This is a genomic window from Microbulbifer sp. 2205BS26-8 (assembly GCF_030731025.1).
GTDB lineage: Bacteria > Pseudomonadota > Gammaproteobacteria > Pseudomonadales > Cellvibrionaceae > Microbulbifer > Microbulbifer spongiae.
The window spans coordinates 95,862-108,053 of sequence record NZ_JAVAMR010000002.1 but is presented as its reverse complement, the minus strand read 5'-3'; the positions used below and the strand labels follow the sequence as shown (position 1 = coordinate 108,053).

Here is a 12,192-nt window from a genome sequence, read left to right as displayed (position 1 = left end):
TCAGCTGTATGTAATAAGTTTACGGCGCCCGTCTCTATCCAGATGCGGCACATGATTAAAACTGTGCAGGCTGATGCCCTGCGCACTAAAAAAAAATCGACTGGTTGCGGTGTTTTGAATCTGCATATTCAGATTGGCCACGGATTCGGGGGGACTGCCCAGAATCTGTCGGATCATCATTGCAATAGTTCCGCCAGAACTGACCACCAGGGTCCTGCTGCCTTTGGCACTGTCACAAATCAGACCCAACACTTCACGGATACGACGCTCGAAACTGCACCAGCTCTCCGCCGGCGTGATCTCCCCTGCCGCCCAGGCCAGCATCCCCTGTTTCAGGAAACGAAAGAAATCAGCACGGCTGGCATTGGGGCCGGGTGCACAACTAGGGTTATGTGCTTCGTAGAGACGCACCACATCGAGAAAATCGAATTCATCCAGCTGCGAAACAATTTCATAACTGCCCCGCCCCACCACTTGCAGGCCTTCACAAATACCTTCGGTGGTCTGTCGATGTCGGTGCAGGCTGCCACAGAGAATCCGGTCAAACTGGAGACCGGTTTGCCGCCAATAGTCCCCCAGCCAGCGGGACTGCTGCCAGCCATTCTCTGAAAGCTTGTCATAGTCCTCGCTGCCAAAGGACGCCTGTCCGTGACGCACCACAATACACTCTGCCAACTTGGGTATGCCTCTCTAAATCCATGCCCCTACCCTAACGGTCTCAATTGAATCATTAAAGTTTATTATGAGAATATATTATTATTCACATTGTTTATGATTGGAGAGGGGTTATGCAACTGCAAAAAATGGATACCAATCTGTTTATGGTACTGGAGGCTATTTACAGTACACGCAACCTTACACGGGCCGCCGAACAGTTGCATATTACCCAGCCGGCAGTCAGTAATGCCCTCGCGCGCCTGCGTCGTTCTCTGGATGATCCCCTGTTTATTCGCAGCCCTTCCGGCATGACCCCAACCCCCCTCACAGAGAGCATTATGCCGCGGGTGCAGCAGGCGCTGTCACTGCTCGCCAACAGCCTGAACGAGCACCGCCACTTCAATCCGGCTCAGGCCCACAAAACCCTGCGACTGTCTATGAATGACATGGTGGAAACGGTACTGCTGCCACGCCTGCTGGAAACACTGGAGCACCAGGCGCCCGGAGTGACTGTGGAGTCTTTCTATGTTCCCCGAGACCAGCTGGCCAAGGAGCTGGCTGCCAATACCCTGGATTTTGCCCTCGATATCCCCCCCTGGCCACAGCGGGCCAATTGATACAGCAGCGCCTGATGCAAAACCGCTACCTGTGCATGTTGCGCAACGAGCACCCCCTGGCAAACGAGGCCAGCCTGACTTTGGAGCAGTATCTGCAGCTTGAGCATATCCACGTATCCAGCCGCCGCACCGGGCCCGGCCTGGCAGATATTGCCCTGAACAAACTGGGACGGCGGCGGACTATCAAATTGCGCGTGCAGCACTACCGGGTGGCACCCCTGGTGGTACTGCGCACCGACCTGGCCCTGACGGTGCCAGCCAGTCTGGCGAGCCAGTACTCTGCACGACTCTTTGAACTGCCTTTCCAGATACCCCAGATGGACTGGCACCTACTATGGCATAAAAGCCTGCACGATGATCCCGCCAACCGCTGGTTCCGTCAGCAACTTCTGGAGGTATTGACAGAATAAAACGCTGGCAATAGCCTGGGCAAAACCGGCCCAATAGCCCAGTACCGAAAGCTGGTACTGGGCAATCGCACGGGAAAAGGCAATCCGGCACATGTTCACCAGCAGCCGGTATTTCCACTATGGCCATCCAGCAGACCATGAAAACCTGTTCGATGGCCGGCTGAGTCTCTGCGGGGAAAGAAAAAACAGGACCACACCGGTAAATAATCACCGATTTAGACTGGATAGGTCACTGTTTCTCACCAGCCCTCCTTGGTATGCTGATAGGCACCAATATGCAACTCTTTGCATATTCAACAACAGGCGACCAAAAGAGAGTTTTGCCATGTCCCATGCCTTCCCTAACATGCTGTCCCCTCTGGACCTGGGTTTTACCACCCTCCGCAACCGGGTACTGATGGGTTCCATGCACACTAATCTGGAAGAACACGCCGGGGGCTTTGCCCGGCTCGCGGCATTCTACGCTGAGCGCGCCCGGGGCGGGGTTGGCCTGATTGTAACCGGCGGTATTGCTCCCAACGAGGAAAGCGCAGTGTTCAAGGGGGCCGCCAAAATGAATACCCCGCAAGAGGCGCAACAGCATCGGGAAGTGACTGAAGCTGTCCACGCTGAGGGGGGGAAAATCTGCATGCAGATCCTGCATACTGGCCGCTATGCCTACAATGAAAACCTGATCGCTCCTTCTGCCATTCAGGCGCCAATCAATCCGTTCACACCCCGCGAGTTGACTGTTGAGGAAATTGAACATCAGATTGATGACTATGTGCGCTGTGCCACACTGGCCCGTGAAGCTGGTTACGACGGTGTGGAGATTATGGGCTCCGAGGGTTACTTTATTAACCAGTTCATCACAAAACGCACCAACAAACGCAACGATGAATGGGGTGGCAGCTTCGAAAACCGTATTCGCTTGCCAATCGAAATCGTGCGCCGTGTGCGCGAGGCCCTGGGCATTGAATTTATTATTATCTACCGCTTGTCCATGCTTGATCTGGTTGAGGATGGCAGTGACTTTGAAGAGGTTATTGCTCTCGGCCAGGCTATCGAAAAAGCTGGTGCCACTATTATCAATACCGGTATCGGCTGGCACGAATCCCGTGTGCCCACTATCGCCACCAATGTACCCCGCGCTGCGTTCACCGACATCACCGCAAAAGTAAAAAAGCACCTCACCGTGCCAGTGGTGGCCAGCAATCGGATCAACATGCCGGAGGTCGCCGAGGCGGTGCTCGCTTCCGGACAAGCAGACATGATTTCCATGGCGCGTCCCTTTCTCGCAGATGCGGATTTCGTTGCCAAGGCCGCTGCCGGCCGAGACGATGAAATCAATACCTGTATTGGCTGTAACCAGGCCTGTCTGGACCACACCTTTCAGTTAAAGCTCACTTCCTGCCTGGTCAACCCCCGTGCCTGCCACGAAACAAAATTAAATTATCTGCCCACTGAAACACCGAAAAAAGTGGCGGTGGTCGGCGCCGGTCCCGCCGGTCTCTCATCCGCTACTGTAGCCGCGGAGCGGGGACACAGGGTTACCCTGTTTGAAAGCAGTGGCACAATCGGCGGCCAGTTCAATATCGCCAAACAGATTCCCGGCAAGGCCGAATTTCAAGAGACCCTGCGCTATTTCAAACGCCGCCTCGAGGTCACCGGTGTCAAGGTGAAAGTGCGGACCGTTGCGACCCCAGGGGATTTGCAGTCCTTTGACGAAGTGATCCTCGCCAACGGTATTGCGCCGCGCAAGCCGGTAATTCCTGGAATCGAAAACCCAAAAGTACTCGGCTACCTGGATGTACTCAGGGACAAGGTTACTGTGGGCGAAAAGGTTGCCATTATCGGTGCTGGTGGTATTGGCTTCGACGTAGCGGAATACCTCACACACAGTGATGATTACTCCGGCGAAGAATCACCGGCCACCAGTACCAAAGCAGCATTTTTCGACGAATGGGGAGTGGATATCGAACTGGAAAACCGCTCCGGCCTGAAGCCCCGCAAAGCGGTGAATTCCCCGCGGCAGGTTTTTCTGCTGCAACGCAAAACATCCAAAGTGGGCGCTGATCTCGGCAAGACCACCGGCTGGATTCACCGCAAGAGCCTGCAACATCGCCAGGTGCAAATGATCCCCGGTGCCACCTATGAAAAAATCGACAACCAGGGCTTACATATCCGCATTGGTGGCGAGCGGCAGCTAATAGAGGTAGACAACATCATCGTCTGTGCTGGCCAGGAGCCCGCCCGTGAGTTATACCAAGCACTGCTTGAGCGTGGTATCAAAGCCCACCTGATTGGCGGTGCCGACGAAGCCGCAGAACTGGATGCCAAACGCGCGATTGACCAGGGCGCGCGACTTGCTGCTGAGATCTAAAGCAATCACCGGCATGTAATTTAGCACAGACGTTCCTGGCATTTTCCCACACGGGATTCCCCTTCTTACACAGGCTGGAGGATTCCCGTTTCATTTGTTGTTCCCCTCAAGCTGTTGTCTCAGGCTTCAAGCATTTTCGCGCTTCAGCTCAACCCCTGCACCCACTTCTGCCCTGCGGGTATAACCGGTCAGCCTATCGAAAGGCCAGCGGTTGGTCATAAAACACCTCGCGGTGCCAACAATCAGCCCCAGGTAAACCAAATGCATTTCTCACGTTGGCAGGATAATAGTCAGGCCATATCACGATCCCGCTTAATGTGATGTATCCGCCCCACAACCGATTGCGTTGGCATTGTCAAAAAAACCGGCTCAATAAGCTGGCGCGGGCTGATTTTAGGGTCACGCGCCAGCCTTCAACCCAGTGATGTCAGCCACCAACGCAAAAGTGCAGACATCTATCCTGTTGTTGGATAAATCAAAAGTTTTCACCAAAAATTCACCCAAACGTCATCCACCAACCAGAGCAAACAGTAACGGTACACGGGTCTATACTCCTGCAAGAAAGTCGTTCGGCCGTAATCACAGGAATCATTACTGCCAGTTCTGAGAGTCAGAGTGAACAACAGCGATACCCCCCTATCCAGCCTGCTCACACGAGCCCGCAACAAGGTAGAACAGGCACTTCGCGAACTAAAGCCACCCTACACACTTTTTTTTTCGATCAGCGATGCCACACAGCGTGCGCAAGTAAAACATATCAACGCCCAAAGCTTTTCCCAGGCCTGGAAGAATCTTGCAGACGCCATTCAAATCGTGGCAGCACAAAACGCAATGGAGCCCTGCTGGTTGCGGGTTGATTGGGTTATCCAGAAGAGCATAACAACCCTGTGCGGCCTTCATACACTGCTTGAGGATACAAAAAGATGCCACTTTCGCTACGGTATTGCCCTGGATATCGATTGCAACATTGCCTTTCTGGAACAGGAGCTCAATGGCAATGCCATGCTCGACGAGGGTGGTCGAATGGACCATGCCATTCTCAATGAGAAAGAATTCCGCTCCTACACAAAAAGACGCTTTGGTCCCCAGGTAGATTTGGATTTTTCCGAAGAGAGAACCATTGTCCTGCTTTCCACAAAAGGGCTGTTTTGTGAACACCACAGGGAACCGGTCTACCTTTATGGGCCGGGACCTGATGCCGGCCGGCGCATAATCAACACCCTGAATTGTGAAGATGTCACCCAGCTCATTGAGGATGGCAGCCGCTATTTAATCAGCCAGCTTAAACCCAATGGCAGTTTCTACAAAGGATGGTACGCCTGCTTTGACAGGGCAATGTCGCGCTGTACTGCCTTGGAGCACGCCAGTGCTGTCTATACGATGATTGAAACCTGGAAAATAACCAAATGCGCCTCCCAATTATCAGCCATTCAACACTCACTCGACTACATGACAAAAAAATTACTCCGGGTCGCTGTATTGGAATCCGGTGAAACCGGCGCATTTGTGGTGGAGCCGGATGGCGAAATCAGATTGGGCAGCAATGCGGTATGTCTTCTCGCACTGGTGAATTATTCCCAGGCCCGGCAGACACGCCAATATGCCGAATGGATGACGCGGCTCGCCAGAGGCATTGAATTGATGCAGGCTCCCACCAGCGGCCGATTTTTTCATGCTGTGGAATACCCCGCACTGACTGTCAAAGACTGCTATAGGGTAATTGATCACGACGGTCAGGCAGTGTTGGGGCTCCTGCGCCTGTATGGCTTTAGTAAGCACTCACGTTGGTGGGTAGTGGCAGACAAAGCATTCAATTATTTACTGACCGCAGGGCATTGGCGGGCACACAATGTTTGGCTGAGCTACTGCGTAAACGAACTGACCGCCTATCGGCCCGATGAACAGTACTATCAGTTTGGCATTAGAAATTTTGCCGGACACCTCGGTGTAATGGAACAACGCATCATCCCCTCGCCCATCCTGTTACAATCAATGATGGCGGCAGATACGATGATTACGCGGCTGCGGCAGGAGGGACAGTTCCAATATTTGCTGGATCAGGTGGATCTGACCCATTTTTACCAGGCTCTACACAGACACACCACCCATCTGCTCAATGGGTATTTCTGGCCTGAGTTCGCCCTGTTTTTTAAGAATCCGACAAAGATTCTCGGCAGCTTCTTTACCCGGCATCACGCCTTCAGGATTCTTATCGATGATGTAGGGCACTATTTGTGTGCCCTTGTCGCTTACCATAAATACCTTCACAGCCACGCAGAGGACCACCTGAAGGCACCCTGCCAACCCCGCAACAGCAGCACACACTATCCCCATTGGAACAAGAAGCAAAACCCCTACTCGCCTGGGACGGAGATGTCAGCCAAGAGGTAAAACATGGCCAGAAACCCATGCTTAGAAAGAAAAACCCATGAAAATCCTACACCGATAGTGGAAACACCTGCCGGTCCGATGATCGGTACCATTGACCAGGAAACCGGGACCTATCAATTCCTGGGCGTCCCCTATGCGCACCCACCAGTGGGGAAATTACGCTGGCTTTCTCCCCAGCCCCTACCCGCCTGGGAAACACCACTGCATGCCAGTGCATTCGGCATGCCTGCAGCCCAGAACCCATCAATACTGATGGAAGTAAGGGGGAGAAACGGTGCGCCGCCCGAGCGAGAAGAATGCCTTTATCTCAATATATTTTCACCGCCAACTTCGAGCAACAATCGGCTGCCAGTCATGTTCTGGATTCATGGCGGTGCTTTTTATATGGGGTCTGGTTGTCAGGAAGTCTATAATGGGCGCTACCTGGCAGCCAGTGGCAGGGCCATCATTGTAACCTTCAATTACCGGCTGGGAGCATTCGGTTTTTTGCGCCTGAAAGACATTTGTGATATCCCATCCAGTGGCAATGAAGGGCTTATGGACCAGATTGCAGCTCTCAAATGGGTGAACAGAAATATCTCTGCATTTGGCGGCGATCCACAGAATATCACCTTGTTTGGCGAGTCCGCCGGTGCCATGAGTATTGCACTGCTTCAGAAGATTCCCGAATGCCAGGCACTTTTTCGCCGCGCCATAGTACAAAGCGGGCATCCCAAGGCCGTTCACTCCATTTCCCGTGCCAATCACCTGGCAGAAACATTTGTCAAACATCTGGATAGCATTGGTAACGGGAAGCCACCCCGGGACTGCACACCCAAAATGCTGCTTCAAACCCAGACTAAAATTCTGACAGACTGCCGCATGACGCAATGCTGGGGACAACTTCCATTCAAACCCGTTATTGACCATGAGCTTTTAAAAGAGACTTCTGTGACGGGGCACACGGAAAGCACCCCCGCTGTAAAACCTCTGCTTCTTGGAAATAATTTAGAGGAATGGAACCTATTCAGTGTCACCAATTCAGAAATTTATACACTGGATTATCACAAAATCTGTAATCATCTCGGCTGGTTACTCCCGGAAAAAAAAATAAAGCCATTACTCGGCCATTACTACCAATTGGCCTTATCCATTCAGGACAGTCCCTGGCCCCAATGGAGTCAAGCCTGGAACTTGTTGTTAACCGATATGGTATTTACCTTACCCGGCTTGAGACATCTGACAAACCACCAGGGTGAAGGGTTTCACTACCATTTTACCCAGCCTCTGGCAGCCCAACCCCTGCTCGGAGCCTGTCATGCTGTGGAGCTGGGTTATGTGTTTGGCACCCATGGTGAACAATCCCTGCATGCACTTTACGGCGCAGAAACAGGCGCGCATCTCTTGAGTGCCTCCATGCAGGAAGCCTGGCTGAGTTTTGCAGAGACCGGCTGCCCGGGAGAAGGCTGGCCCATCTTTTCAGGGAAACACAGTAAACGTTTTGGCAACCATCCAACCGCACGAACATTTAATACTTCGGAGCTTCTGGCCCTGTGGCAGGATATACCTGATAAAATTCTATATGGATATCTATAGACGCAGAGATTGACGGATAAGATTATACTTACGTGCCATTGAGAAGCATTTTTAAATTGTCTTCTTGGCTAATTCTCTCAAGAAAGTTAGCCTCCGAGAAACCCGGGAGGATTCAATTGGCGATCTCGATATCTTCAGTGCACAATCTCTATTGCCTGTTCCAATTTCTTGATTTAGATCATTATCAAAATACCAATACCACCATGCTTGGCGTGCCACACCTGGAGATAGCAGAGCAAGTAATAATAATTATGGAGGTGTTTTTGAACATCAAGCACAGACCAAAATCATATTTTATCCGATTAACCGAACTTAATATCCAGCGGTTTCTTCATAGGTATAAACGTTATAGATAAATCGTCATTTATGGGGTATTCAATAGCGTTGCTGGCAATAAATCCGTGACGCTCGTAAAGCCTAAGGCCCGGCAGGGTTGCCATCAACTCTAAACTGCGGAAGCCCATTGCGCTTGCCGCTTCCTCACAATGCTGCATTATCAACGATCCAATGCCTTTGCGTGCGTAACAGGGTTTTACAAAAAATGCCCGGATTTTTGCTGAATTGATCTCTGGATTCAAAACATCAGGATTTCTATCTTTTTCACTATCATTTCCAAAGAGTGTTGCTCGGTAACTCCATCCACCACAACCAATCAAAAGATAGTTATTTTCCACTACAAAATAAGTTTTATCATTAATTAATTGTGTATCTAGACCCCAAGCAGATAATAGTGCCCCTTCAATTTGTTCTTGTGTATAATCATTAATTGACAAGCCCCGAACTGACTCCTCTATCAATGCTTGAATTTTTGGAATGTCAGAAGCCAAGGCTGTACGGATTGTATATTTCATGTAATGAATTTCACCCGCTTGATAACTACTATGTTATTCTTACCCTGACCAATATTTTCCAGATAAAGTCACAGGTCAGGGACCCTTCATATCCCCAACTCAAACTCCAGGCAAGGGGTACCCTGATGATACTTCAACTGCCATTTTTCACCAGAAAATATCCAAATAGAGGAACGCTTTGCAAAATTACTTTTAATACCGTTATTATCCACCCAGGCAGACTTATACAAAAGTAAATACACCGATGCTTCCAGCTGGATGCTTTCAAAATCTTGGGAGTGGATATAACCATTTGACGACAGCTCTGCGCTCATCATTTCCACAATGCTATCGAAATCGTAACTTCTGCCGGATGCGCCAATCTCCTTGAAGCTTGTATGAATCAGGCTTGCGGCCTTCGCTTTATTCTGGCGAACCTCACATTGATGCAATGCCCTCTCCAAATCAATCAGAATATCCATGGTTATTTTGTTATCTCAATCAGCCCAAGTCGTTTGAAACTTTAATCAAAGCATAGCGCACAGAAACCCGGATATAAAAAATAGCACTACTGAGTTTTTGGGCTAGGGTTTAATGTGTACGGAAATAGGTTTCATGTGCAGCCTTCGCCACCTTGTCTTGCTCTCCTGGATAATATTGCACGAATTTCTTATCGACCGAATTCAGGTATATCCAGCCTTCTTTAACCCTGAACCAGCAATCTCCAGAGATTGAGTATACATTGGGGAATGTGCCCCATCCACTTTTTGAAACAATAAATTCCGAAAAGCGATTGAGCGTAAATTTATCGGCATCAAGCCCGGGGGCCTCATAAATTGAAATAACCCCGCCTCTAAGGTCGGAGTCATCCTTGCCTCCAAATTGGTAACAACTTATGGAATCCAGTGTTCTGTCAAACCACAGGTATTTTTCCGCACCCTCAAAATTGTATTCTGTACAATCATTAAATCGGATTGCCCAGGGCAGTCCGCTGTGGAAGCCGATGTACCCAATGGGCTTTTCTGAAGCAAATGCAGCGGTATTTAATCCAACCAAAATCAACAAAAGAACCAGGGGTATTAAGCGGATTTTTTCCAAGACATTTCCTCTAACATTACAAACAGATCAAATTAGCACTTGTTGTCGGACAGTATTTCCTGTATGCAGCCAAGCTAAAGATACAATCACCTACACTGATTATCCATGACTAGTAATCTGGCGCCATAATAATTGAGTTTATATTATTCGGTATTACGTTATAAGAATAAGGGACATACAAGGCAAGCTGCAATGGTCCCACGCGAACCCATTGCACAGGCCTGTCTATACCTTCTACAATAACCTTATAATCTTCTCCCAAACTGGTTGCCACTGCTTTTGCGTCTGCTGAAAATAGCGCGATTATTTCACTTCTGTACTGATTGGGGTTGACAACACTAACATCAACCGACCCCAATGAATTGAATTCAGTTCTTCCAACACGGTTAACTTCATCAACAAATCCTGTCATTTCATCAACCAGCTTCGTCGCCTTATTCATATCGGAAGGAATCGCTGTTTTCACACGGATTTTAGCCATAGTGGTGTCTGGCCTGGATCCTCTTTTGAGCTCTATACGATGATTATCCAGCGTTAAGGGCATTACAAACCCTGACTCAACGATACTGAGCTCGACGTTTCGGTTTCTTGAGGCTGTTGAAAGAGCATTTTTAAGTGTCTGATAGATCTCTTCTTTTCTGCGTTTTTCATCCCTGCTGTCATTCCAAATTTCGACCTCAAGCAGTAAAAAATCTCCTGTTTTCTTCAGTACCACTCCCGGCAACGGCTCATCTACCCTGGCAGCAGTGACGATGACTTCCTCTATCATCTGCCCCCACCCGTTCAATGATAAGGAAAGTGCAAGTATCGTGATAAAATGCTTCATTGTTCTATTCCCGGTTGCAGTTTACGCTTGTTATTCTGGTAGGCAATTTGTTACAGATCTACTATTGATGCGAAGTGATAGAGAAAAAACTGTCCACGCAATCCCTTTCTTGGCCCCCCCTGAGATTTGCCGCATTCAAGTATACGATGGGCCCGAGAGAGGTCAATACAGTATTATTTGCATTGTGTTAGGCACAGGAATGATTACAAAGCAGAGCGAACTGGCCAACCCTTGAGAACTCGTGAGACGTACTACAGTTCCTGAATGCTCCATTGTTTAGTGGAGAAACTGCGCCCTCTGGCAGCCGCAATAGGTCATCTGGCACCCTGGATAAGCCACGGCGCATCTGTTTATTGCAACCCAACGGCAGCATCCCTGAGCGAACTTTTCCCAGGCTTTCATTCTGTGGATACGCCTGTCCTTCCCTACACCGGTCCCATTGCACAACCAACCAGTGTCAATCAGCGCAGTTTCTTTCCCCTGTGGTTTACGGGAAAAAATATGGGCCGCGGTTTAAAAAACCTGGATATAACCCCCTGTCGTGTTGCAAGGCACATACGTATCACATTGGGCCAGTGAAAATCTTGCGAATTCATTGCGCTACTGAACCAAGAGGCGCTGGATAACCAAGCGCCTGATTTATACGCAATCACCGACAAATCATGCAGTTTCAACACATTTGTTATGCGCTTGAGACGCACCCAGTATTTTTACCATAAACTCGGCGAGCAAACCGGCGGTAAAGCCCCAGATTTCATAGCCAGCATACCGGTATGCTGGCAGGTGGATGGTGCAGTCATCCATAATGATATGGTCAGTGCGGATACGCGGATCGGCAAGAAAAAAAGACAGGGGCACACGGAATACGGCATCCAGTTCGCCCGGATTTGGGGTCAATGCAATATCCTTGGCAATCACCGCCACCCAGGGCGTAACAGACACTTTCCAGCGGGTGGTGCGCGGCCACAGGGGGCCGAGCATACGCACAGCATCCATAGGTAGAGCGATCTCCTCCTCCGCTTCACGCAGGGCTGTGTATTGCAGTGAAGGGTCAGTAACATCCCAGCGACCACCCGGCAGAGAGACTTCGCCTGAGTGGGTGGACAGATTGGCGGAGCGTTTGGTGAGAATAATATGGGGGTCCGGCTCATCAGTCAGTGCGATCAGCACCGCTGCATGCCCGTGTAGTACACTGCCCTTGGGGACGCCCGCCTCAAGTTCAGCCAGTTGATGGGAAATAGATGCTTCAATCTTGTTTAACATAGCAATTTTCTCCACCCGCACAAGGTGCATATTCCCTGGCACTTATCATACGGTTTTTTGCAAGCAAGACCGAGCCCTATGTCAAACTATTCGTTTATGACTATTAGCCAGGTATTCAAACCAATGCCCCAAATCTGGCTGACAACCGGCCAGTCATGTCGAC

At 50.0% G+C, this 12,192-nt stretch carries 9 protein-coding genes and 1 pseudogene; 4 read left to right on the top strand and 6 right to left on the bottom strand.

The genetic code is table 11. From position 1 onward, the window contains the following. Entirely contained in the window at positions 1 to 675 is a 675-nt protein-coding gene (locus Q5Y71_RS01110; protein ID WP_306039369.1) for a histidine phosphatase family protein, read from the bottom strand. A 113-nt stretch (positions 676 to 788) separates the two neighbouring features. On the opposite strand from Q5Y71_RS01110, the pseudogene Q5Y71_RS17465 reads away from it, so the two are divergent. From Q5Y71_RS17465 to Q5Y71_RS01085, 4 genes and pseudogenes are all read left to right on the top strand, one after another. Further along, a pseudogene (locus tag Q5Y71_RS17465) lies at positions 789 to 1,684 on the top strand (LysR family transcriptional regulator). 325 nt (positions 1,685 to 2,009) lie between these two features. After that, on the top strand, positions 2,010 to 4,046 hold the full coding sequence (locus tag Q5Y71_RS01095; protein WP_306039365.1) for an NADPH-dependent 2,4-dienoyl-CoA reductase: 2,037 nt from the start codon (positions 2,010 to 2,012) through the stop codon (positions 4,044 to 4,046). A 615-nt stretch (positions 4,047 to 4,661) separates the two neighbouring features. Beyond that, positions 4,662 to 6,437, top strand: coding sequence for a hypothetical protein (locus Q5Y71_RS01090; RefSeq protein WP_306039363.1), 1,776 nt, complete (start codon positions 4,662 to 4,664; stop codon positions 6,435 to 6,437). A gap of 3 nt (positions 6,438 to 6,440) precedes the next feature. After that, positions 6,441 to 8,012 (top strand): carboxylesterase/lipase family protein, encoded by a 1,572-nt coding sequence (locus tag Q5Y71_RS01085; protein WP_306039361.1) that lies wholly within the window; start codon positions 6,441 to 6,443, stop codon positions 8,010 to 8,012. Positions 8,013 to 8,314: 302 nt separating this feature from the next. On the opposite strand, the gene Q5Y71_RS01080 is transcribed toward Q5Y71_RS01085, so the two are convergent. The 5 genes from Q5Y71_RS01080 to Q5Y71_RS01060 form a co-directional block, all read right to left on the bottom strand. Next, a complete protein-coding gene (locus Q5Y71_RS01080; protein WP_306039359.1) occupies positions 8,315 to 8,863 on the bottom strand; it encodes a GNAT family N-acetyltransferase in 549 nt (182 codons plus the stop codon). 86 nt (positions 8,864 to 8,949) lie between these two features. Further along, the gene (locus tag Q5Y71_RS01075; protein ID WP_301414186.1) at positions 8,950 to 9,324 is read right to left on the bottom strand and encodes a DUF4440 domain-containing protein; all 375 of its coding nucleotides are present in this window, start codon (positions 9,322 to 9,324) and stop codon (positions 8,950 to 8,952) included. A 109-nt stretch (positions 9,325 to 9,433) separates the two neighbouring features. Beyond that, positions 9,434 to 9,940: a hypothetical protein gene (locus tag Q5Y71_RS01070; protein ID WP_306039355.1), complete on the bottom strand. Its 507-nt coding sequence runs from the start codon at positions 9,938 to 9,940 to the stop codon at positions 9,434 to 9,436. 109 nt (positions 9,941 to 10,049) lie between these two features. Continuing rightward, the gene (locus Q5Y71_RS01065; RefSeq protein ID WP_306039354.1) at positions 10,050 to 10,766 is read right to left on the bottom strand and encodes a hypothetical protein; all 717 of its coding nucleotides are present in this window, start codon (positions 10,764 to 10,766) and stop codon (positions 10,050 to 10,052) included. Between the two features lie 660 nt (positions 10,767 to 11,426). Beyond that, entirely contained in the window at positions 11,427 to 12,029 is a 603-nt protein-coding gene (locus tag Q5Y71_RS01060) for a CoA pyrophosphatase (RefSeq protein ID WP_306039352.1), read from the bottom strand. Positions 12,030 to 12,192 lie beyond the last annotated feature (163 nt).